At 49.7% G+C, this 23202-nt stretch carries 25 protein-coding genes; 11 read left to right on the forward strand and 14 right to left on the reverse strand.

Going from position 1 to position 23202, the window contains the following annotated elements; all coding sequences use genetic code 11:
* Positions 1-14: 14 nt before the first annotated feature.
* The 9 genes from JHL22_RS01865 to JHL22_RS01905 form a co-directional block, all read right to left on the reverse strand.
* Positions 15-944: a type II secretion system F family protein gene (locus JHL22_RS01865; RefSeq protein WP_200233250.1), complete on the reverse strand. Its 930-nt coding sequence runs from the start codon at positions 942-944 to the stop codon at positions 15-17.
* Positions 944-2314, reverse strand: a complete 1371-nt coding sequence (locus JHL22_RS01870) for a TadA family conjugal transfer-associated ATPase (protein WP_200233251.1) — start codon at positions 2312-2314, stop codon at positions 944-946. Before JHL22_RS01870 ends, JHL22_RS01865 begins: the two co-directional genes overlap by 1 nt.
* Positions 2315-2326: 12 nt before the next feature.
* A complete protein-coding gene (locus JHL22_RS01875) occupies positions 2327-3631 on the reverse strand; it encodes a pilus assembly protein CpaE (RefSeq protein WP_200233252.1) in 1305 nt (434 codons plus the stop codon).
* Positions 3632-3667: 36 nt separating this feature from the next.
* Entirely contained in the window at positions 3668-4960 is a 1293-nt protein-coding gene (locus JHL22_RS01880) for a type II and III secretion system protein family protein (RefSeq protein ID WP_407926756.1), read from the reverse strand.
* 123 nt (positions 4961-5083) lie between these two features.
* Positions 5084-6037, reverse strand: coding sequence for a Flp pilus assembly protein CpaB (gene cpaB / locus JHL22_RS01885; protein WP_200233254.1), 954 nt, complete (start codon positions 6035-6037; stop codon positions 5084-5086).
* 23 nt (positions 6038-6060) lie between these two features.
* Positions 6061-6561, reverse strand: coding sequence for a TadE/TadG family type IV pilus assembly protein (locus tag JHL22_RS01890; RefSeq protein WP_200233255.1), 501 nt, complete (start codon positions 6559-6561; stop codon positions 6061-6063).
* Positions 6558-7172: a TadE/TadG family type IV pilus assembly protein gene (locus tag JHL22_RS16180; protein ID WP_200233256.1), complete on the reverse strand. Its 615-nt coding sequence runs from the start codon at positions 7170-7172 to the stop codon at positions 6558-6560. The genes JHL22_RS01890 and JHL22_RS16180 overlap by 4 nt, the downstream gene beginning before the upstream one ends.
* A complete protein-coding gene (locus JHL22_RS01900) occupies positions 7159-7674 on the reverse strand; it encodes an A24 family peptidase (RefSeq protein ID WP_200233259.1) in 516 nt (171 codons plus the stop codon). The genes JHL22_RS16180 and JHL22_RS01900 overlap by 14 nt, the downstream gene beginning before the upstream one ends.
* Positions 7675-7761: 87 nt before the next feature.
* Complete coding sequence (locus JHL22_RS01905) at positions 7762-7980, reverse strand: Flp family type IVb pilin (RefSeq protein WP_200233260.1); 219 nt, start codon at positions 7978-7980, stop codon at positions 7762-7764.
* A gap of 335 nt (positions 7981-8315) precedes the next feature.
* On the opposite strand from JHL22_RS01905, the gene JHL22_RS01910 reads away from it, so the two are divergent.
* Genes JHL22_RS01910 through JHL22_RS01925 form a run of 4 tightly spaced genes read left to right on the forward strand, consistent with a single transcriptional unit; the run spans position 8316 to position 12183 of the window.
* On the forward strand, positions 8316-9272 hold the full coding sequence (locus JHL22_RS01910; protein ID WP_200233261.1) for a glycosyltransferase family 2 protein: 957 nt from the start codon (positions 8316-8318) through the stop codon (positions 9270-9272).
* Positions 9269-11062, forward strand: a complete 1794-nt coding sequence (locus JHL22_RS01915) for a hypothetical protein (RefSeq protein ID WP_200233262.1) — start codon at positions 9269-9271, stop codon at positions 11060-11062. The genes JHL22_RS01910 and JHL22_RS01915 overlap by 4 nt, the downstream gene beginning before the upstream one ends.
* Positions 11055-11486, forward strand: a complete 432-nt coding sequence (locus JHL22_RS01920; protein ID WP_200233264.1) for a hypothetical protein — start codon at positions 11055-11057, stop codon at positions 11484-11486. Before JHL22_RS01915 ends, JHL22_RS01920 begins: the two co-directional genes overlap by 8 nt.
* On the forward strand, positions 11461-12183 hold the full coding sequence (locus tag JHL22_RS01925; protein WP_200233265.1) for a phosphatase PAP2 family protein: 723 nt from the start codon (positions 11461-11463) through the stop codon (positions 12181-12183). The genes JHL22_RS01920 and JHL22_RS01925 overlap by 26 nt, the downstream gene beginning before the upstream one ends.
* On the opposite strand, the gene JHL22_RS01930 is transcribed toward JHL22_RS01925, so the two are convergent.
* Positions 12145-13119: a quinone oxidoreductase family protein gene (locus tag JHL22_RS01930; protein ID WP_200233266.1), complete on the reverse strand. Its 975-nt coding sequence runs from the start codon at positions 13117-13119 to the stop codon at positions 12145-12147. The genes JHL22_RS01925 and JHL22_RS01930 overlap by 39 nt on opposite strands.
* A 199-nt stretch (positions 13120-13318) precedes the next feature.
* Between JHL22_RS01930 and JHL22_RS01935 the strand changes: the two genes are divergently transcribed.
* From JHL22_RS01935 to JHL22_RS01945, 3 genes are all read left to right on the forward strand, one after another.
* Positions 13319-13555, forward strand: a complete 237-nt coding sequence (locus JHL22_RS01935; RefSeq protein ID WP_200233267.1) for a CopG family antitoxin — start codon at positions 13319-13321, stop codon at positions 13553-13555.
* A 334-nt stretch (positions 13556-13889) separates the two neighbouring features.
* The gene (locus tag JHL22_RS01940; protein ID WP_169293023.1) at positions 13890-14069 is read left to right on the forward strand and encodes a hypothetical protein; all 180 of its coding nucleotides are present in this window, start codon (positions 13890-13892) and stop codon (positions 14067-14069) included.
* A 239-nt stretch (positions 14070-14308) separates the two neighbouring features.
* The gene (locus JHL22_RS01945) at positions 14309-14602 is read left to right on the forward strand and encodes an N-acetyltransferase (protein WP_200233268.1); all 294 of its coding nucleotides are present in this window, start codon (positions 14309-14311) and stop codon (positions 14600-14602) included.
* 96 nt (positions 14603-14698) lie between these two features.
* Here JHL22_RS01945 and JHL22_RS01950 read toward each other — a convergent pair whose 3' ends face one another.
* A complete protein-coding gene (locus JHL22_RS01950) occupies positions 14699-15433 on the reverse strand; it encodes an IclR family transcriptional regulator (protein WP_200233269.1) in 735 nt (244 codons plus the stop codon).
* A 144-nt stretch (positions 15434-15577) separates the two neighbouring features.
* Between JHL22_RS01950 and JHL22_RS01955 the strand changes: the two genes are divergently transcribed.
* The 4 genes from JHL22_RS01955 to JHL22_RS01970 are packed head-to-tail and all read left to right on the forward strand — an operon-like array spanning position 15578 to position 18847.
* Complete coding sequence (locus tag JHL22_RS01955) at positions 15578-16141, forward strand: VOC family protein (RefSeq protein WP_200233275.1); 564 nt, start codon at positions 15578-15580, stop codon at positions 16139-16141.
* A gap of 53 nt (positions 16142-16194) precedes the next feature.
* A complete protein-coding gene (locus JHL22_RS01960) occupies positions 16195-17046 on the forward strand; it encodes a fumarylacetoacetate hydrolase family protein (protein WP_200233276.1) in 852 nt (283 codons plus the stop codon).
* A 30-nt stretch (positions 17047-17076) separates the two neighbouring features.
* On the forward strand, positions 17077-18051 hold the full coding sequence (locus tag JHL22_RS01965) for a Bug family tripartite tricarboxylate transporter substrate binding protein (RefSeq protein WP_234041054.1): 975 nt from the start codon (positions 17077-17079) through the stop codon (positions 18049-18051).
* Between the two features lie 16 nt (positions 18052-18067).
* Complete coding sequence (locus tag JHL22_RS01970) at positions 18068-18847, forward strand: SDR family NAD(P)-dependent oxidoreductase (RefSeq protein ID WP_200233277.1); 780 nt, start codon at positions 18068-18070, stop codon at positions 18845-18847.
* 383 nt (positions 18848-19230) lie between these two features.
* Here JHL22_RS01970 and JHL22_RS01975 read toward each other — a convergent pair whose 3' ends face one another.
* The 3 genes from JHL22_RS01975 to JHL22_RS01985 all read right to left on the reverse strand — a co-directional run bounded on the left by JHL22_RS01975 (position 19231) and on the right by JHL22_RS01985 (position 23202).
* Positions 19231-20568, reverse strand: a complete 1338-nt coding sequence (locus JHL22_RS01975; protein ID WP_200233278.1) for a tetratricopeptide repeat protein — start codon at positions 20566-20568, stop codon at positions 19231-19233.
* Positions 20569-20782: 214 nt separating this feature from the next.
* The gene (locus tag JHL22_RS01980) at positions 20783-22069 is read right to left on the reverse strand and encodes a saccharopine dehydrogenase family protein (protein ID WP_200233279.1); all 1287 of its coding nucleotides are present in this window, start codon (positions 22067-22069) and stop codon (positions 20783-20785) included.
* A 35-nt stretch (positions 22070-22104) separates the two neighbouring features.
* Positions 22105-23202, reverse strand: coding sequence for a carboxynorspermidine decarboxylase (locus JHL22_RS01985; RefSeq protein WP_200233280.1), 1098 nt, complete (start codon positions 23200-23202; stop codon positions 22105-22107).

Here is a 23202-nt window from a genome sequence, read left to right on the forward strand (position 1 = left end):
TCATTTCCCTCATGCTAGATAGACTTGGCCAGGCGATACAGCCAATAGGAACCGGATATTTGCAAAACCACCGCCCCCACCAGCATCATCTTGCCAGCCGGGTCTTCCCACATGCCCATGAACAGGGCGTTGTTGAACACCAGAATAAAGCAGGCCAGGCCTACCGGTAACAAGGCCAGTACCCAGGCCGACAGGCGCAACTCGGCCGACATGGCTTTCATTTCTGCACGGGCCTGCTCAAGGTCACGCATAAACGCAGACATCCGCTCCAGCACCTGGTCACTGCGGCCCCCATATTTCAGGGCCACGCCAATAACGGAAGCCAGCAAATACAATTCATGCAGGCCATACTGGCGCGACACATAATGCAGGGCAACGTCAATTTCTTTGCCCGAACGGTTCAGGCCGACGGTTTTATCTATCACATCACGCAGCGGCAACTCGGTACCCGCCGCCGCGTTATGGAAAGCAGAACCCATGCTGTTGCCGATCGTCATCATGCGCACCACCCGATCCAGAAAATCGGGTAACTGGCGCACCAGGTTTTTGCGAAGCCTTTCAGCTTTAAGCCACAAATGGAATAAAGACAAGGCAAGCATCAGGACAAATGCAGCGCCGGCGGCAATCACGCCACCCAAAACCACGGCCAGTATGGTGGGGATTAAGATAATGAGCCAGAATGTGACATAGAACCCGGTAGTTGGCACCACACCGGCACGCAATAAAAATTCATTCCAGTTCCGTGGGCCACCTTTCCAAACCTTGCGCTGACGCAGGGCTTCGGCCTCAGAGACGTCTTCCTGCCCCAGACGCCGCTCCAGCTGCGCCAGTACAAACTGGTCATTGGTATTTTTTTTGCCTTGTTGACGGGCCCCCTGCAACAACACAAACGCCAGAACAAGCAGAACCAGGGCCATTAGCGCCAATAAAACCACACTGTTCATTAACGCCTCCTGCTCCAGAATCCCGTAGCGGCATCACGCGATGCCGTCTGAGCAACCGCTGGGGCCGACGACTTCACCACCGTTTCACGCATTTTTCCTTTATGGCCTTCCAGCTTACTGCAATGCGGCAAAATACCCATACTCACCCATTGGTCTTTTTCTTCACCATTGGCGTCCGTTACCGCTTCATAGCGATAAAGCTCTTGAGTCGTAATAATGCCATCACTCATGCCAATCACTTCGGTAACCGATAAAATCCGCCGCTTGCCATTGGGCAAACGACCAATTTGAATAATAAAGTCCAGAGCGCCAGAAATCTGGCGGCGCAAGCTTTCTTCACTGCCATGGAAACCAGCAAACCCGGCCAGCATTTCCATCCGGTACAGGCACTCGCGCGGTGAACTGGCATGAATGGTAGCCATGGACCCTTCGTGCCCGGTATTCATGGCCTGCAACATATCAATCACTTCAGACCCCCGCACCTCGCCCACAATAATGCGGTCGGGACGCATCCGCAAACTGTTACGGATCAGGTCACGAATTGCCACCTCTCCACTACCATCGTAACCCGCCTGGCGCGACTCCAGTCGAACCACGTGCCGGTGGTTTAGAGACATTTCAGCGGTATCTTCAATGGTAATAATCCGCTCATGAGGGCCAATAAAAAATGCCAGCGCATTCAGCATAGAGGTTTTACCCGAACTGGTACCCCCGGAAATCAGAATATTGCAGCGCGACGCAACCGCCGCTTCCAGCAGTTGATAAATTTCCTCATTGAAAGTCCCAAAACCCATGAGATCTTCGGGTTTAAGCGGATCTTTGCGGAATTTACGAATGGAAACCAACGGGCCATCCAGCGACAGCGGGCCAATCACCACGTTAAGGCGGGCACCATCGGGCAGGCGCGCATCCACCATGGGGGTGGATTCGTCCAGCCGGCGACCCAGCGGTGCCAGAATGCGGCGTACAATGCGCATCACGTGCTGATTATCGGTAAAGAGGGCCGGTTCGCGCTCCAGCACCCCACGGCGCGACACAAACACGTTATCGTAGCCGTTAATCAGGATATCCTCGACGGCAGGGTCGCTTAACAAGTCTTCCAGCGGGCCCAGCCCAACCAGTTCTTTGGTCAGCGCATCGGCAATTTCACGAATCTCGCTTTCATTGACGGCAAACCGGCGGGTTCGCACAAACGAATTAACTTCACTATCAACAAACGTCCTGATCGCATCGGAATTCCAGCGGGCAAACTCGGTGCCCATTTCCTCGATACGGGTTAACAAGTGCTCAAACGCCTGGTTTTTTACTTCCTGAAAACGGCCACTGTCAATGAAGCCGTCTTCGCCAAATCTGATGGGTGTCCTTATCATTATCCAGATCTCCTACCGGGCTGATCCTGAACGGGCGTCCCGTCCAAGGAAGGATGCCAGCCATCCCGATTTCTGTTCCTGCGGCCGCTCTTTACCAGCGGCAGGCACAACCAGTGTATTGGCTAAAGTACGCAAGGCTCTGATATAGGGGTCCTTGGGTGCTTCCTGATGCAGTAGAAGCCCCTGGCTGGTGCTTTTCATGATAGAAAGCGTACGGTCTGGCAACGTTCCTTTCAATTTTAAACCGAAACGCTGTGCAATCTGTTCGGCACTCATGCCATATTGAATATCATAGCGGTTAACCACCAGCGACAGCTCATTGGATGCAATGCCATCTTCCTTGAATTCTTTAAGAATATCCGCCAGGGATACCAGTGCGGCAATGCTCTGGTCAGTCACCAGCCAGGTTTCATCGGCAAGACGAACCAGTCCGGCAATAAAAGCCGGATTGGGCATGCCGCCCACATCTACCACCATGACCCCAAAATGATCGCGCAAGCTCTCTACCAGAAACAGGGAATCGGCGTGAGAAACGTTGTTGAGCTGATCCAGATCACGCGGCAAGGCCATCACGCTAACGCCAGTCGTGTCATGCGCCATAGCCGACATGAGCATGGTCCGGTCCAGGCGACGCAAATTGCGCACCCCTTCCACAAAATCAAAATTGCCATTCACATTCATGTATAGCATGCCATCGGCCACCGGCATGCCCAAGTCCAGCAGGCAGGTACGCTCTTGCAGGGAAAGCAGATCGACCTCTGATTGGCTTTCATCCAGTTTGCCACTTTCCTGTAAACGGGCGGTGCGTTCGTCATTTTGCATTTCCTGCAACAGGCTAGCCAAGTGCACCGAGAGCAGGGTTGAACCCATTCCGGTACGCACGCCCAACACCAATACGTTGCGGTAATGGGTTTCATCTTCGCGGCCGTTGGAAAACTTCCGGGCCAGGCGTTTAACCGTATCCCGTACTTCTTCCGGATTGTCCAGATCAATAAAATCGTTCACGCCCGCACGCAGGGCTGCCACGGCTGCCCCCGGTGAGTTCAAGCGACCCACTGCCACACAGGGCATATCGGGTTTATGACGGTTAAGCAAACGGGCCAAATCAATGGAACGGGCCAGCTTCTCGTTGTTGGCGTCATCAGGCACAAAGTCCAGAAACACCATATTGACCTGACTGTCATCCAAGTGGCGACTTAAGATATCTGGCGCGGGCTGTTCATGGACAAGCGTGCCCATCTCCTCCAGCGAGTCCGCCAGTTTTGCGGCGATCTCGGTGTCTGAAGAAAAAAATACATACCGGTTATGCTTGGACAAAATCTACTGCTCCGCAAGGGGTAAATAACAACTGATTTAGCGGGAGAACCCGGGCATCTGCTCGCCCGAAGCCGGTCCAACCAAAAAATAGCCCCAGGCCGTGCCCACCTCGTTAAGGTTTTCCTTGCCCTGGCCAGGCAGGGGTAGTTCTGTGCCTTTGGCAATGGGTTTGACTAAACGAGGCGTCACCACAATGACCAGCTCGCGCTCATCTTGCGAATAGGACACACTGCGGAAGAAAGCCCCAATAATAGGCAATTCGCTAAGAAAGGGCATTTTACTGACATTGGCTCTGGTTTGGCGGGAAACCAGCCCACTAATGATATAACTTTCGCCCTCGCCCATTTCAACGGTGGTGTCAGCCTTGCGTACCGTTAAGGCAGGCATCAGTGTGGTTTGATCTCCACTGACAACAGGAATCGCATTGGCATAATCCAGCTCACTGGATTCTGGCGCTACCTTTAAGGCAATACGGTTGGGTGAAAGCACGGTTGGCGTAACGGTAAGGCCAATACCAAAAGATTTATAAGAAACCGTTTGCGTGCCCAGGCCACCTGATTCTGGCACAGGGATTTCCCCCCCCGCACGGAAGCTGGCACTTTGGCCGGAAAGCGCCACCAAAGTAGGCTCGGCCAAGGTACGGGCCATGCCATTGTTTTCAAGCAGCTTCAGTTTGGCACCAAAGTTGCGGGAATCAAACATCAGGGAAAACCCATTACTAATGGAAGGGGCAAAACGGCTAGCCGCTCCCCAGGTTCCTGAGCCGCCTTCCATGATCTTGCCATTTGGCAGTACGCCTCCTGCACGAGAGGTTCCTGAATTCCAGTCAATACCCACTTCTTTCATTACCGTACGAGACAACTCAACAATTTTTACCTCTACCTGCACCATACCACTATGGTTAACAATAGACGTATCAATAACCTTGTCGGAATTTCCGGTAGCCCGGGCGGCGGCGGTTGAGCGCTGGTGTTCAACCATATTAGAAGAACGGCCTGTGACCACGGCCTGCCCGCCCGTTGCGCGTACCGGGGCTTCTAGCCGTTTAGCCGACTCCAGTGCGCTTTGCTCCCCAGACACCACGCTAACCTGCCAGCGTTGTGGGGTTGGGTCGCCATCCACCCACACCTGTACATCGGTGACGCCGGGTTGTCTGGCCACCAGCAAAATATCGCCCACGCCTTCTTCCAGCGGTAGAATCTGCACATCCACCACCGCAGGGTTACCCACGGCAATGCGTGCTGGTGAACCATCCACCTTAATCATGCGTTGCGAATTTACCACCATGCCCAAACCACCCGGACGGGTAAAGCCAGTGGACTGCGCCATGGCCGGTTGCACCGAAACAAAGGCCAACCCCAAGGCTGCAGCCGTTAGTACTTGCGTTGCGTTCCTGTTAAAGGCGGAAAAAATTTTATTCACTGAAAATTTCATTATTAAACCCATTCAACCCTAGTACTTGACGTTTTCAATTTGCGTACCACGAATAATTTGTACCGACTTGCCCGAATTGCCTTGTTTCACCACCGGCGCACCAGGGGTGTCTTCTTTTTCCTGCAATTCACCAGAAAGATCAGGCAGGCTCATACCGGCATACGCCTGGTTGCCCGCATCGGCAAGCGCGGCCAACTGCGCAGGCTCAAGATCGGGCTTGCCTTTCAGAACCGGTTCAGGTTCTGGGAACAGGGTCATATCGGGCCGGTTTTCGTCCTTGGGCGCACGCAAGGCCAGCTGCAATTTGCCATTGCGGGTGGCCAGCAACAATTTGTTCACGTCTTCAAGCGACACGGCCAGCATGGCAATACGTGCCGGGGTGGCACGGGTACGCTGCTGACGCTCATCATTGGCTGGTGGCGTGGCCGGACCATCTACCGTGTTGTCGCCATAAGCCAGCACCCTTACCTGGGGCAACAGCATACGGGACTGCGCCCCAACATCACCTTTACTGTTAAGCGTGAAGAAAACATCAACAATATCGCCCGGAGCCACCAGATTGCCAGCACCCACAATTTCATCAACCGGAATAGTAATGGCACGCTGTCCGTCACTTAGGTAAGCAGCAATCCCCATGGCCAGCAGGCCTTTGGTAATGGGTTCTTCAGCCGCTATGTCAAAACGCACCACCTTGCCCACCAGGTCTTCTGTGTTGGCAAAACCACGACCCGGCACGCTAGGCCACTGGTCTTGCTTAAGCATGTCGTCCTGAATAACCTGACCTGCCAGAATATCTTTGGCGGCCAGAATCACTGTTTGGGTAGGCTTGCTGGCCACCACGGGCCGCTCTACCTGCTGAACCACCACAACCGGCTCTGGCTTGGGCGCGGTTGACATTTTATAGGCAAAAAAGCCCAAAACAGCCGCCAGCAATACCAGCCCTATTGCAACGATTTTGGTAAAGTTATTCATAAAAAAATCAAGCTCCGGATAATTCAGGTTTTTACAACATTTGTAATTTTTACAATAGCGGCTGCCGATAATATACCAGGCTTCCAACTTGCCTCATCTTTTCCCACAAGCAGTGCCGCCGTTTGTATCAGATTAATTAATGGAAACTTATCATCTACTGTAATTTTCATGATTACTTTCAAGCATGTATGCGCATCTTCCTCATCGCCAGGACAATCCACTGGCTTAGGGGTGCAGATCACATTGGAAGCAATCCCGTTTAAAACAAAATCTTTAGTCACTAAATTATTGGCATGGGCACAGGCCTTAGACGCATAATCACTGTCGCCACTAATACTTAACTGCAAAGCCACTCTGGCACTATCGCCTGCAATATGAGATACCTTTTGCTGCGTCCACATAAGCATGCCAAAACTGACAATGGCAAAACAAATTACTAACAGCGTAATAATGACAAGGGCAAACTCAATGGCTGCCACCCCTTGCTGGTTTTTTTGTGTTTTTGGCATGGCTGCATTTCTCATGATGAATGATCCAATGCAATGCCCAAGTCTACCGTAGCACGACCTTGAAGCGCTGTTGGCACTGCCACACTCATAATGGAAGACGGCCCCAAATACGGAATCATGGGTGCTTCTTGGTAAGGGTAATAAATCACCACCTCAAGCTTATTGGCATCAACAGCAGTATTGGTAAGCGAACATAAGGATTTATTAGAATCGTCAGGATAGGCCAAAACCTGGAATATCCGAGTTTCATCCTCAGGTTCGGGCTCCTTCAATTGAACACTGCAAGCGACCATTTTCAACTTATTTCCGCCTGCCATTTGATCTACCCAGCTGCTATGATCTTTAGACACTTCCAGCGCTTTTTCTGCACGAGTTTCAAGCGTTAATGCGGCATTACCCGCTTGCCATTGCAAGCTGGCACGAGCCCCGTTTTCAGCGGCAAAGTTCATGGATTGCTGGGCGGCAAAAATCAGCCCGTAGGTAATTATGCCGTACAGCACCAGAAAGAAAATAACAAAAACAAAGGCAAATTCAACCGCATAGGCACCCTTCTGGCGGCTGGCGGCAGAAGCGACAAAAGACGCCTTGCGCGTCTTCCTTATTGTGCTACTGTCAAAACCAAGCATGACCTCTCCAGTGAACCATTAACACCCATGCCAATGCGGTTATTCCCAACCAGGCCCCATAAGGAACCCCTCGTCTTTTTTCCTTGCTTTCCTGCCACCAGCTTGCCCTTGCCGGTAACCAGCCTTGTAGCAATACGGTTACCACCGCATGCAAACCGGTTAATACCGTTGCCACCAGCACCACTTGCCATAAGCCTGCAAACCCCAGCAAGAAGCCCAGGGTGGCAATGAGCTTTACGTCACCCGCGCCAAGCAGTTTCAGGCTCCATAAGGGGAAGAAAACCAGCAGCCCCATTAAAAAGCCGGTAACACACTGGCGCCAGTTTATGTATGCAGGCAAAATCGGGAAATCAGGCATAAATCCGCTCACCAGCAAAAAACCCACCTGCACGGCAAAAGCAACCAGCAAAAGCTGATTGCTTATTCTGCGTTTTTTGACATCACCTGCGATAACCAACAGGGTGAAAATACCAAAAAGGGCAAGCCAGATGCTGGTGAACATTGTTTGTTTCAAAGAAATGCCCCGGTCCGGGGCATTTTAGTTTTGCAAGGCATAAAAGCGAAATCGTTTTTATGCCAATAGACTAGGCTAGGCGCCCCCGTCCCCTGAAGGTAATTCCACACCTTCAATCTCTGCTCCTAAATCAGAAAGCTTGCTTTGAATACCTTCAAAAACATTACTTAGCCCACCCCCTAAAAGTCCAAGGGCCGTAATAATCGCCACAGCAATCAAACCCGCAATCAATGCATACTCAATTGCCGTTGCACCTTCTTCATCTTTCCAAAACTTAACCAATTGATCTTTCATTTTCAAATCCTCCGTGGATTACATATTGAAGGAACGGCAAAGCGCTCAATCAAAACAAAAATCTTAGAAACAAAACATAAGCCAGCCTTGTAAATAGGTATAAACACTTATGTTTCTTAAAGTCTACAACCAATAACTTAATGTAACATAAATCCTTGTTTATTCGAACCTATTTTACAAAGTAAGTTCCTGTTAATTTGATAATAACAGGCATATATCGTTGTTTTTTAGCAATATTTTGAACTTTAGTGTCGTTTAAAATACACAAAACCATACTATTTTATTTTCAATACGATACATTCAAATTACACACAAGCCACAATTGTTACTCTTCCATGCCTGTTAATCACACTTTGCCCGCAACCATACCCCCTTGCCCCAACATAGCCATTATTTTGCCGGCCCATAATGAAGAAAAAACCGTTGCAGCTACGGTTCAGGCTTTCCAACAAGTCCTGCCAAATTGTGAAGTGGTTGTTTGTGATAATGCCTCTACCGACCAAACCGCCCACATCGCCCGTAAGGCAGGGGCCCGTGTTATTCATGAGCCGCTTAAAGGCAAGGGCAATGCGGTCAGGCGTTTGCTGGCTACCGTTAATGCCGATATTTATATCTTGGCTGATGCCGACCAAACTTACGATGCCCAAAGTGCCCCCGCCATGATTAAATTGCTGGAACAGGCGCATCTGGATATGGTCACAGGCATTCGCCAGCACACAGAAAGCCACTCCTACCGCACCGGCCATATCTGGGGCAATGCCCTGTTCAACCGTCTTTTTGGCAAACTGTTCAAAACCCCCACCCAGGATATTTTTTCGGGTTACCGGGTTTTTACCCGCCGCTTTGCCAGCATCCTGCCTATTCAGTCTTCGGGTTTTGAAATAGAAACAGAGATGACGGCCATTGCCAGTATTCTTAAAATTTCTACGGGTGAGTTTCCGGTACATTATGCTCCCCGCCCTGCTGGTAGCAACAGTAAATTACGCACCTGGTCCGACGGTTTTAAAATACTGAAATCATTTTTCAGGTTATTCCGCCATTTTTACCCCGCCCATTTTTACGGCACAGTGGCCAGCCTAACTGCCTTGCTAAGTTTATTGCTAGGTGTACCGGTGATTATTGAGTTCATGCAAACCGGTCTGGTACCCCGCATTCCCACCGCCATACTGGCCAGCAGCCTGGGCATGATTGCTTTTGTTATTTTTACCACTGGCATTATTCTGGAGGCGCTTGCCAGAAACCGCATAGAACAAAGAAAACTGTTTTTCCTGGCATCCGGATACAAAGAATGAAATTATCTTTATTACGCTCCCGAAACGGGATTTTTGTTTTAGCCATTCTATTTATGGTTATTGCCCTGTTCAGGTCAACCTATGCCCAGTTTGGCGATGTGGCTGCAGGGCAATTTTCAAACCCTGACAGTTATTACAAACTGGTACTGCTGGAAGGCTATGCCCAAGGCCATCCCATTAATTTTAACCCCCGTGACAATGCGCCCGATGGCAACTGGATTCATTGGTCTTTGCCGCATAGCTGGACAGTATGGCAACTGCACAAGATTTTTACCCTGTTTGGCCTGGATACCCAAAGTGCCTTAATCTGGGCCGGTGCCAGCCTGACCCTGTTAAGCATGTTGCTGTTAACGGCACTGGTGGCGGCTACTGTTTTAAGCATTGGCACCTACAAAGCCACTTTGGCAACCGCCCTGTTAATGGCCAGCAGCCTGCCATTAGGTGGGTACGGACAATTGCAACAAGTTACCCACCATATTTTTATGCTGGTGCCCATTGCTGGGGCCGCCCTGTGTGTTATAAGCGCCCTTAACACCCCCAGTGTTATCAGGGATACACTTGGCGGAGTACTAGCAGGCCTGGCTTTGTGGATATCACCAGAAACCATGCCGCTAGTGGTTATTATGGTGGTATTGCGTATGGCAATTCGCCTGCAATTTCCTGACAGTGGAAAAATCTGGCCCATGGCTGCCGGGCTAAGCGGCATGCTATTGCTGGCATGGCTGATAGACCCACCACCACCCACCTTTTCTGTCTGGTCTTTGGATCATGTCAGCCTGGCCTGGTTGCTGTTTGTTTGCCTTACCGCCCTTGTCATGCTGGTTGCGGATTATGTCACTGCCTATGAGATAGGTGCACCAAAATCTTTTGCCTGGGTTAGCATTACTGGCATTACAGTGGCCAGCATTTGGTTGCTGCTTACACCCGGTGCCACTGCCGGCGCCAGTGGCTTGTTACCCGATGAATTAAAAACGGTTTGGTGGGCGCAAATTCAGGAACTGAAGCCCGCTACCAGTTCCCCTGAAAAAATGATTGCATGGCTCACGACCCCAATGGTGGCCGGGTTGCTGGCGCTTTATTGGACATGGCATAAACGCCTGCTTTGGCTGGGTGTTTTGGGTATGGGTGCCCTGCTTTATGCCTTGCTAGGGGGGCTTCATGTCCGCATGGGTGCAGCAGGCGCTTTGGTGTCTGCATTGGCTTTTGGGTTGTCGGTAAGCTATATGCCCGTTTTTGCCAACGAAGAAAAACGACATTCCATCAAGGCCCAAACGGGCGGAGTATTGCTGGTTCTATTGGGACCATTGCAACTATTGGCCATTATTGGCGTTGCCCTGCTGGACAATGACAGCGCTATTCTTAATGCAAATAAAGACAAAAAAAATCAGTGTGCCATGCAGGATATTGCCCCACAGTTAAACGCCTTACCCCCTTCGGTTATTCTAACCACCAGCAGCGCGGCTTCTGAACTACTTTACCGTACCCATCACAAGGTAATTGCGGGTAATTATCACCATAATGTAGGTGGGTTGCTGGATGTGCACAGGGCCTTGCTGGATACAGAACCGTGGGAAACGGCTAAAGAAATTATTAAAAAACGGAATGTTGAGTATATTCTTGTATGCCAATCAGCCCAGGATGACGTAGCGGAGAAGTTGCGTCCAACTTTTTTTCATAATTGGCTGGCCAATTCCAAGCCCATATCCGGTATAGAACCGATAGATTTAAACTCAACAACCAAGAGTAATTGGCGACTGTTCCAAACTACACAGCCACAAAATCATGATTAACCGTTTTCAATCCAGTTCCCTTGATTTCAAAGCGGGGAGCTTTCTTTTTAGCTTGGTTTTACTGTATGCGGCAATTGTTTTTTTCATTAGTCCTGTTACTTTGCCTGAATATTTAGCCTTGATAGGAACTTATGGCAAAACACTACCTATTGCTTTTATTGCCATTTTTCTTATTACGCAAATAACAGGCATTATTACGCTTGGCATAAAAACCAAATTCAAGGCGTCACCTTTCGCATTCTGTTTTAACAAATTAAAAGAAAAATGGCAGCAAGACCGGTTTTTCAGCTTTATTTGGCCAATTTCCACGCTGATCATTCTTATTCCAAGTTTTAATGTTTTCAAGCAAACCATCTTGTATGAACGGGGATTTACTACAGACCCTTTATTGGCAATAATTGGATTTTTATATTTTTCAAAATGACCCCGGCCTTATTTTACATTCATTAATCGGTAGCCTGGAAACCACTTTGGTAATTGATAATTTATACCATGCCTGGTTTTTACCCATGATTTTAGGTGTTATTCTGGTTTCAATTTGTTCATCAGCAACAATCCGGATTCGCTATATGAGCTGTTATATATTCAGTTGGGTTATGATCGGTTCAATACTGGCATGGTTATTTCCCTCTGCCGGGCCTTGTTTTTATATTGATTTCATTAACCCTAATCATGAAAGTTATACAAAGTTAATGAACAAGCTTTACACCTATCATCAAGAAACACCTGTTAATGCTTTAATTTATCAACAATATCTGGCTGATGCTTTTAATAAAAATAATGTAGCTATTGGAGGAGGAATTTCAGCCATGCCCAGTGTTCATGTAGCTCTTGCCACACTTTTTGCACTTGGCAGCTTTTCAGTTAACAAATGGCTTGGCTATACAATGAGCTTTTATGCGCTTTTTATATGGTTTGGTTCCGTTTATTTAGGCTGGCATTATTTTGTTGATGGTTTGGTTTCGGTGGTTTTAATTGGGTTGTTTTGGAAATGGTTACTGGTTTTGGAAACAAAAAAACAATGGGCAATAACCCGCAAGGTCATTGCCCCATTTAAAACAAACGCAATCAAATACCCCAGCTCAAGGCTTCAACAACAAAGCCCCTGCTCTCTCCCTTGATTCCAGCATTTCATGTGCCTTGGCGGCATCTGCCAGTGCAAAGGCCATGCCCGGTTCGGCCTTGATGGCCCCCTGCTCCAGCGCATTGAACAGGTTGTGGCTCATGCTGTCCAGCATGTGTCTTTCCCTGGCGTAATGAAACACGCTAGGCCGCGTCAGGCTGTTGGATTTGGCAAACAGGGCAGATACCTCAAACGGCGCCACGCTGCCCGACGATTGCCCGAAGTTAACCAGGTGTCCACAAATGGCCAAGCTGTCCAGCGAGCCCTGGAAGGTGTCTTTACCCACCGAGTCATAGGCCACATTTACGCCTTTGCCATTCGTGATGTCTAGCACCTGTTCCACAACGTTTTCTTCACGGTACAAAATGGTGTGCGCACAGCCGGCCTGGCGAGCCAGTTCGGCTTTTTCGGCATTGCCAACCGTGCCTATTACGGTCGCCCCCAGGTGGCTGGCCCACTGGCATAGCAAACGCCCCACACCACCGGCAGCGGCATGTACCAGTACCCGCTCACCGGGTTTAACGGGGTGTACCTGTTTTACCAGCATTTCTGCGGTCAGGCCTTTAAGCAAAAGGGTGGCGGCCAGGTCGTCGCTAATGCTGTCGGGCAGGCGGATGGCAAGGTCGGCGGGCAGCAGGCGCTCCGAGGCGTAAACGCCATAGCTGCGGGTAATGTAGCCAATTCTGTCACCAACGGTAAAGTTGTTAACTTGTGAGCCGGTTTCTTCTACTATGCCCACGGCTTCTATACCGGGAATGCCCGGTAGCGGCAGGGTTTGGTAAAGGCCGGAGCGCACGTAAACATCATGAAAGTTCACGCCAATGGCGGTTTGCCGGATACGCAGTTCGTTGGGGCCGGGTTTGCCTACGGTGATGGTTTGCGGCTGTAAAACGCCGGGGCCACCGGGTTGGTGAATGACTATTGCCTGTGCCATGTGTTTTTGTTTCCTGTGTGTTGTATGTATTTCCAATTAGAGCGTGGGAACTGGCTGGTATGGTGATGCCCAATGATAACCGGTGAATTTAGTGGTAGATAAATTTGCCGTTTTATGTGGTGAAGTAAAGCGCTTCTATTGTATTGTTGCAATTCTTTGACTTAATTATTTTCTAAAAATGAAAGCCAAACATAAATCCATGCCGTCTTTAAAAAACGATGCTGCGGCTGAACAGTTCGTTGCAGATGCCGATCTGACGAAATATGATTTATCCGGTTTTAAACCCATGCATTTTGAACTGGAACCCAAATCAGCGGCGCTAAGCATGCGTTTGCCCATATCACTGCTCAATGCCCTGAAAGCCAAGGCAAAAGCAAAAGGTATTCCATATACACGTTATATACGCATGTTATTGGAAACGGATGTGTCCCGCTGAGTGATTGCGGTGGTAGGCATTCCCATGCGAAGTGAACTGTCCTCTATGCGCCGTGACCACCCCGGCGCTTCGCGCCACCCCTCCACAGAGGGGAATTTATGCTAAGTTCACCTGCATCTGTTATAAGTTCACTAGCGGAGCGGAATGCATATACCGGTATATCCACGAAGCAGGAAAATTCCCCTCCTGCGGAGGGGTGGCAGGCGCAGCCTGACGGGGTGGTTGCCAAATAGGACGTGGTTGAGCAATAGGCTCAAAACGTCCACTATACGGTATAGGTAATTGCAAAAAATCTGCTAAAATGTACTTTATTACTAGCAAAAAGGAAGTGCTCATGGCTACTGTATCCTTTGATAAAGATTTTGTAGTCAAAGATAAAGAATCCATTAAACGGATTCACCAGGATTTGGCATCTCCCCGTCAAATCACGGTAAAAAAACGTGACTATAAAGCCGAAAACAAACGGGGCGTTCAGTTATTAAAACAACAATTGTCCAACTTAAAAATCTGCTAAAAGAGCTTGGTGAAACCTCAACCACCAAGCTCCTTTCCCAATTTTGTTGCAATCTTAATGCTGATGTAGAAAATTTTCTTACACAACCCGGCAAAGCCATTCGATTTGAACAAACTGACAATGCCAGAACTTATCTTATTCTGAATGACGACTCTGGTGAGATACTGGCATATTTTTCATTATCTTTCAAAGAGTTGCGGCTGACAAATACCAGTATCAGTAAATCAAAAATTCAACGCATGGATGGTATTTCAAAAAATGCCGGGCGCATCCGTGCATTCCTCATTGGTCAAATAGGAAAAAACACTGCGGTTGCATCCAATCCAATATCCCTGGAAAACATTCTTTCTGAAATCTACGCTGTCATTTCAGCAGCGAAAGAACTGATTGGTGGTCGCATAATTATTCTGGAATGCGAAGATTCCGAGGATTTAATTAAACTTTATGAGCGACACGGTTTTACCCTTATTGCAACACTTGACCCCCAACAATCACGACTTCGTAGCATGTATACGCATGTTATTGAACGTTGAGTGATGACAGCATATTTCCAGTCAAGCACCGGTCAACCAAATTTTAAAATATGCATTTCCACACGGAGCATGGGAACGCCCCCCCGCCACAACCTCCTACCCATAATGCCGCAAGGCAAAGTCAATTTCCTCTGCACAGTTTTGCAGCTCTGCCACTGCCTTGTCTTCTTCCATCAGGCTATAGCGTTTGTCTGAAACAATGAAACCCAGTGAGGCGTTGATTTGGTGCTGTTTGTTCTGGTACGGGATGGCAATGCCCACCACGCCTTGGTTCAATTCGCTGAAGGTAGCCCAATAGCCTTTTTTACGGATTTCCTTCAATTGCTCATGAATGGTTTGCGCTTCCAGCCCGGCAAATTCGCCGGTGTTGTCTGCCATGACTTTACGCAACTGGGGTTTGGATAGTGTGGATAGCACGCATTTTGACAACGCCCCCTTGAACAAGGGCATGCGCTTGCCACGCACGAAGCTGATTTTTAAATTTTCTTCCCCGAAGGCATGGCTGACGGTAATGATGCGATCGGCATATATGGTGCCCAGCACGACATCGGAACCGGACTTTTCTGCCAGGCTGCGCATGGCCTGCGAGGAAGCCTGGATTAAAGGGTCAATATTCCTGATTTGGTAGTCCAGCTCGATAATGCGCGTGCCCAGCACGTAGCGGGCACCCGAGCTGTGCCGCAACAAGCCGGCGTTATTCAATTCTTTGGCGTAACGATACATGGTAGGCACGGCATAACCCAAATGCTCGGCCATTTCTTCTATGGTCCACGAGGGGTGTTCTGGCGTGAAAAGATCCAGCACATTCAGCATTTTGGTCAAACTAGACATGGGGGAAACCCGGTTTTTTGGTGGAAAAACTTCACATTATACCGTTTTACAAAAACTTATAATATTTTATTTATTTGATAATTGATTTATATTAAATAATTAAATATAATAATTTTCATTGTTTTTATTAAATAGTGATAAATTATGAGTTTTATCAAAGAAGATGTGCAAAAACCAGCCTTGTCTTTTAGTCATGTCGGCATTTTTGTCAAAGATATTGCCCGCATGACGCAGTTTTACCAGCAGGCGTTGCAAATGTTCATTACCGACAAAGGCGTGATTGGCGGCAAAGACATCGTGTTCCTTAGCCAGAACCCAGAAGAACATCATCAAATGGCATTGGTAAGCGGTCGCCCCGAAGAAGTCACTTTCAGTGTGATTAACCAGATTTCAATGCGGGTACAGGATTTACCCACCCTGCGCAATTATTACGCCAGCCTGAAAGCGGCCGGTGCCGAAAAAATGGACCCCAGCACCCATGGCAACGCCCTTTCCATCTACAGCTTTGACCCGGAAGGTAACCGGATTGAGGTGTTTATGGACACCGAATGGTATTGCGACCAGCCGCTTAAGGAAACCATTGACTTTAGCCTGAGCGATGACGAAATCATGGCCCGGGTCAAGGAAATTGCCCAGGCATCTCCCAAGTTCATGCCCCGTTCCGAATGGGTAAAGCAAATGCATGACCTTATGAGCCCCAAAGATTAAACCCCACAAGTATCCCATTGAATTTTTGATATTAAATAAGCAGGAAGAAAAAAATGAAATTAATCAGTTTTAACTTGAACAATGAAGAAACATTCGGTGCCGTGAATGGCGATGATGTGATCAACCTGAAGCCTTTGTTTGAAGGCGAAGCCAACACCCTTAAAGAGGTACTTGAAAAAGACCTGCTGGCCAAGGCCGAACAGCTGGCTGCCAATGCAACAGCCACCCTGAAGTTTGCTGACCTTGAGTTGCTGCCCGTAATTCCGGAACCCGGCAAGATTTTCTGTATCGGGCTGAACTACGACGAGCACGTAAAAGAAACCAATAAAGAAAAAACCGAGTCACCGGTAATTTTCCTGCGTGTGGCAGAATCCCAGGTTGCCCACAACGACAGTATTGTGCTGCCTCCTGAGTCTGTCAAACTGGATTACGAAGGTGAAATCGCGATTGTGATTGGCAAGGGTGGCCGCCGCATTTCAGAAGAAGATTCCTGGGATCACATTGCCGGTTATGCCTGCTACAACGACGGCAGTATCCGCGACTGGCAAACCGCCACGTCACAGTGGGGTCCGGGCAAGAACTTCTGGAAAACCGGTGGTTTCGGCCCATGGATGGTCACGGCCGATGAAATTGAAGCCAACCAGAAAATGACATTGATTACCCGCCTGAACGGGGTTGAAATGCAGCGTGCCACTACCGACATGCTGATTCACAGCATTCCACGCCAGATTGCCTATATTTCTTCTTTCCTGCCCCTGAACCCGGGTGACGTGATTGTGACCGGTACCCCTGGTGGTGTGGGCGCCAAACGCAACCCGCCCGTTTTCATGAAAGAAGGTGATGTGGTTGAAATTGAAGTGGATGCCGTTGGTGTCCTGCGCAATACCATTGCTGCCGAAGTTTGATATTAAATACCTAGAACACTGGAGACTTTCATGAAAAAAAACCTGTTCAAATTATTATTGCCTGTTTGTGCAGCGGTTGGCTTTAGCGGTATGGCCAATGCGCAAACCTACCCCAGCAAACCCATTACGTTTGTGGTGCCTTACGCTGCCGGTGGTTTAACCGATGTGCTGGCCCGTGAAGTGGGTGCCCATATGTCCAAAAAACTGGGGCAGCCAGTGGTGGTGGACAACAAGCCGGGCGGCGCCGCCCAGGTGGGCATGAATGTGCTGAAAAAAGCACCGGCCGATGGTTACAACGTGTTTATTGGCGATGTGCCTTCTTTGGCCACCAATGTGGGCCTGTTCAAAAATCTGAATTATGACCCGCGTACCGACCTGCAAGCCGTGGCTGAGCTGATTGTGTCACCAGCGCTGGTGGTGGTTCCCGTAAACAGCCCTTACAATACGTTTGAAGAGCTGGTTAAGGGTGCCAAAGACAAGTCCCAGGGCCTGACTTATGCCTCACAGGGTGTGGGTACGGGCGGCCATCTGTTTGGCACTTTGCTGCAAAACAAACTGAACCAGGAAATGACACACGTGGCCTATAAGGGCTCGATTCCCGGTTTGCAAGATACCATCAGCGGCCAGGTTGATTTCATGTATGATGCCATCCCCACCAGCGGCCCGTTTGTGCTGGGTGACAAGCTGCGTGCGCTGGCGATTGGTTCCAAAGAGCGCTCTCCGCTGCTGCCCAATGTACCTACACTGGAAGAGTTGGGTTATGGTGAGATTGTGCCTACCTTCTGGTGGGGTGTCGCCGTGAAAAAAGGCACCCCCAGCGAGATTGTTGAACTGTTAAGCAAATCGGTGGCCGAAGCCATGAACGACCCACAAATTGCCGGCAAGTTCACCAGCCAGGGGGTGCTTATCAACACCACGACACCGACCGAGTTTACCGCTTATATCAATGAGGAAATTGAGAAGTGGAGCAAGGTCATGGCAGATGCCAATATGCAGGTTAATTAATCATACAGGTTGATACATGAAAGGTCTCAAGAATAAAGTGGCATTGATTTCCGGCGGTATGGGTGATATTGGTATGGCCATTGCCACCCGTTTGATGCAGGAAGGTGCCAGGGTTGTATTGGGTGATCTGAAAGCAAAAGATGCCGCGTTACTGGCAGCACGTTTTCAGGATGGGCAGGTACCCGATTACGTGCAGCTGGACGTGACCCGGGCAGAAAGCTGGAAAAGCGCCTTTGAACAGGTGGTGGCCCTGCATGGCCGCTGCGATGTCCTGGTGAATAATGCCGGGGTAATTTCCACCCAGAGCGTGCCCTTCAGCGATATTGATTTCCAGGAATGGAAGCGCCTGTTTACCATTAATGTGGATGGCACGTTCCTGGGTATTCAGGCGGGTATTGCCGCCATGCAGGGCAATGAAAACGGTGGCGCCATTGTGAATATGGGTTCAATTGCCGGGTTTGTGGGTTCTGTGGGTGGCGGCTCTTACGGAGCCAGCAAAAGCGCCATTATCAATATGACGCAACAGGCCGCGCTTAGCGCCGCCCGTTCGGGGCAGAAAGTACGTATTAATGCGGTGCATCCGGGCTATGTCTGGACGCAGCTGGTTGATGCCACGCTAAGCAAACAGTTTGGTTCAGAAGAAAAGGCACTGGAAGCGGTACGTGCCATGAATCCGATGAACCAGATTGTAAGCGTTAACGATGTGGCCGCTGCCGTGGTTTTTCTGGCTTCCGAAGATGCCAGAATGATTAACGGGACAGGCATCGTGGTGGATGGCGGCAGGCTGCTGCAGTAAATGCCTGGCATTGTTTTATGCATTCCAACGCGGGCGTTAACCACCCCGCAATAGAATTAAGGGTTTAGGACAGTGCAGAAAAACCACCCCGTAATAGAACCAGGAGTTTAGGACAGTGCAGAAAAACCACCCCGGCGCTGTGCGCCACCCCTCCGCAGAGGGGAATTTCCCTGCTTCGTGGAAACGTCTGTGCTGCACATTCCCCTCCTTCGCCGCGGTGGTTCTGGGTCAACCGAACTACCCAGCAAAGCCCTAAATAATTCCCCTCCCAAGGAGGGGTGGCGCACAGCGCCGGGGTGGTTCTGAATCAACCGAACTACCCAGCAAAGCCCCAAATAATTCCCCTCCCAAGGAGGGGTGGCAGGCGGAGCCTGACGGGGTGGTTACTGGATACCCGAAACCGCCCAGCTTTTGCTTCGCGCCAGAAACCCCTGGTTAAGCCGGCTGTTTGGTTTCAGCGCCAGACGTTCGTTAGCCAGGGCTCGGGCCAGTTCGGGTTGTCCGGCTCGAATGGCGGCCTCTATCAGGGTCAGGTCAATAATATCGCGCTGGGCATGGCTGCCCCCAAAGCTGTTGGCAATAAACCTGGCTCCGTACAACTGCTCAATGGCGGTTTGATAATCTTTGCGCCAAAAAGCAATAAATCCTTCAATTAAGGGCAATGTGTGCTTTTGGGTCCATTGCTGCATTTCCGATTTCGGGTCGGGGTTAATTTTTTTACAATCCTTCAGGATTTGTTCAGCGTCAATATCCCGTCCTGCGCCAAGGTAGGCCATAACGGCATGCCAGTCATTAAAGGTGTAAGAATGCCCATCGGCATGGGTCTGCCAGCAATCAGCCAGTTCATCCCAGCGGTCGCCCACATCCACCCCGTCCAGGTGAAGGCGCCACAACATGGCCGAGGCATCCACCAGTTCCAGCGCCACGGTACTGTTGCCATGGCGAATATGATTATCGTAAATACTTAATACCACATCATTCTGCTCCAGCTCCTGATGGTAAATTGCCCTGTGCCACCAGTTATGTACCTTGAAGAAATTGTCCTCTTCAGACCAGTATTTTTCACGCGTTGACATCCATTTAACACCGTCAATCACCCGCCCCTGCATTTCCAATACGTGGGCAACCGCATGATGGGCCCAGCAATCCCGGGGTTGCAGTTCGGTGGCTTTACGGCCGGTTTCTTCAGCCCTGTCGTAATCGCCGGTTTCTTCCAGCCCGAAGGCATACATGCCAAGCAAGACGGAATACCCCGGTACGTTGTTTGACCAATAGGGCAAGACACGAGCCAGGCGGTCGCGCAGGTTACGGGCGTTGGCACGGTAAAAATCCATCAAATGCCCCGCCTGCAGGGCCACAATATCCAGCGGATAATTACTGTTGTGAATATCCAGCACCAGGGCGGCAGCGGTCCATTCTCCGTGCAGCATCAGGTCCAGTGCACCCAGGTGCGAGGCTTCCCGGTCGCTTAGATGCAGGGTTTTCAGGTGCCGTACCGTGTCTTTGGCGTACCCGTTCAAGATGGGCTCGGTCGCCAGGCCTAACAAATAAGCCTTGAAAATATGCGCCATGGCAAAGTGGGGTGAATCTTCGATGGCATTACTAACCAGGCTGAAGGGGTCACCCGTATAAATATTAAAAGCGGCTACCGCCTGGTTGTAATAATCAACGGCATCTGCACTGGCTTCAGAAATACTATTACCCTGTAAATCTTTTATCATGACTTGCTCACTCATCAGTTTGTTTGAACTTGAGAATGCATAGCAAGCAGCTAATACTACTTTTCAGGTAGTCACCGATTGATGCTGATTGCCAGTGGATTTTTTAATTTTCCATTAATTGTTTTGTTTTTTATCCATGCAAGGCAATAATAAGGTGATTTTGACAGGTATGCAACTGGGGCAAGGTGTGTCGCCACGCCCCCTTGCAACCCTTTTACGCCGTGGCGAACACTTTCTCGGGTTCGCTGCTGGCCAATTCCTGCATAGGGTTCAGGATGCGGTCGCCGTGTTCATCTTTAATGCGGGTAACCAGGCCCATGTCGTTCATCAGCGCGATGAACGGAGCCGGATCCTGCTCTTCCACGTTAACCATACGCTTGGCATCCCAGGTGCCTTTGGCTATTAACATGGCGGCGGCAACCACAGGTACGCCCGCTGTATATGAAATGGCCTGGCTGCCTACCTCGGCATAGCATGCTTCATGGTCGCAGGTGTTATAAATCAAGACTTCTTTTGGCTGGCCGTCTTTGGTGCCTTTTACCAGGTCGCCAATGCAGGTTTTACCGGTATAGCCAGCAGCCAAGGAAGCCGGGTCGGGCAGAACGGCTTTCACCACTTCAAGCGGCACAATTTCCTGGCCCCGTGCGGTGCGAACCGGTTTTTCAGACAACAGACCCAAGTTCTTCAATACGTTAAACACATTGATGTAGTGCTCGCCAAAACCCATCCAGAAACGAATATTGGGTACATCAAGAAAACGCGACAAAGAATGCAGCTCATCGTGTCCGGTTAAATAGGCCATGCTTTTACCGGTGACGGGCATGTCCCATTCTTTACCATGCTCAAACATTTTGTTGGCTTTCCACTGGCTGTTCTCCCAGGACCAAACGGTAGAGGTAAACTCGCGAAAGTTGATCTCAGGGTCAAAGTTGGTGGCAAAATAACGGCCATGGCTGCCAGCATTAATATCAATAATATCAATGGAGTCAACCTGGTCGAAGTAGTTGTCGTAGGCGAAACGGGCATAGGCGTTAACCACACCCGGGTCAAAACCGGCACCCAATACGGCCGTTACACCAGCCTCTTTACATGCCTGGCTGCGTTTCCATTCATAGTTGGCATACCATGGTGGGGGCTCACACACTTTCTTGGGATCTTCATGAATGGCGGTATCCAGATAAGCGGCACCGGTGCCAATGCAGGCTTCCAGCACGGACATATTAAGAAAAGGCGTGCCAACGTTAATCACGATTTGGCTACCGGTAGAACGGATAAGAGCCTTGGTGGCTTCAATATCGTAGGCATCAAGTGCGTGCGCACGCAACACACCCGGGCTTTGCAGGTTGCCTTTTTCCTTGATGGAGTCAATAATGGCTTCGCATTTGGTTACGGTACGCGAAGCAATATTAATATCGCCCAGCAGTTTGTTGTTCTGAGCACATTTGTGTGCGGTTACATGAGCGACGCCACCGGCACCGATAATAAGTACATTACGTTTCATAGGTGTACCCCTTTTATTTAAATTTAAAGATTTTATTAAGACAGGCTATTAACGTAGTCGTCATAACCAAACTCACGCACGGCACGAATGCTGCCATCGACCTCCTTGATGGCGATAGCCGGCATGTTTACGCCGTTAAACCAGTTTTTCTTGACCATGGTGTAACCGCCTGCATCCCCAATCGAAAGCCGGTCACCCACCTGCAATGGCGCATCAAAATTGCCTTCGCCAAAAATATCTCCGGCCAGACAGGTCTTGCCGCATATCTGGTAACGGTGTTCTCCGGTTTCATTACCGATGGGTGCTGTTTCACGGTAAATAAGCAAATCAAGCATATGGGCTTCGGTAGAGCTGTCCACAATAGCCAGATGTTTACCATTAAAGGCCGTATCCAGCACGCTGACTTCCAGCGTAGTGGTGTAACGCACGGTTGCCTCACCGGGCTCCAGGTAAACCTGGACACCGTAGGTTTGCGCAAATTGGCGCAAGCGTTGGCAGAATTTGTCCAGTTCATAACCCGGTTTGGTAAAACTGATACCGCCCCCTAAACTGACCCATTTCAGCTGATGCAAAATGGCACCGTAACGCGCTTCCACCTGGGCAAGAAGCTCGTCAAAACGGGCGAAGTCTGCATTTTCACAGTTATTGTGAATCATGACGCCATCAAGGCGATCGATAATGGCCAGAATACGTTCCGGGTTCCCTTCACCTAAACGGCTGAACTGACGGGCAGGGTCGGCCAGATCAAAGCTGGAACTGCTGATGCCCGGATTCAGGCGCAGGCCTTTGGGTTTGTTGCCCGCCCTGGCTTCAAAGCGCTCAAGCTGGCTGATAGAGTTGAAGATGATTTTGTCGCTGTTGGCCAGCACTTCGTCTATTTCATGGTCGGCAAAGGCAACGCTGTAGGCGTGGGTTTCACCGCCAAATTTCTGGTAACCCAGCTTGACTTCGTACAATGAGGAAGAAGTGGTGCCATCCATGTAGGGCTTCATGGAATCAAATACCGACCATGTTGCAAAGCACTTTAGGGCTAGCAGCAGTTTGGCGCCTGAGTTTTTTCTGACGTAATCAATAATTTCAAGATTACGTTGTAATGCGGTTTTATCAATCAGGTAATAGGGGGTTTGAAGCAT

Origin of the sequence: Advenella mandrilli, assembly GCF_016595155.1 — a bacterium.
Classification (GTDB): domain Bacteria; phylum Pseudomonadota; class Gammaproteobacteria; order Burkholderiales; family Burkholderiaceae_B; genus Advenella; species Advenella mandrilli.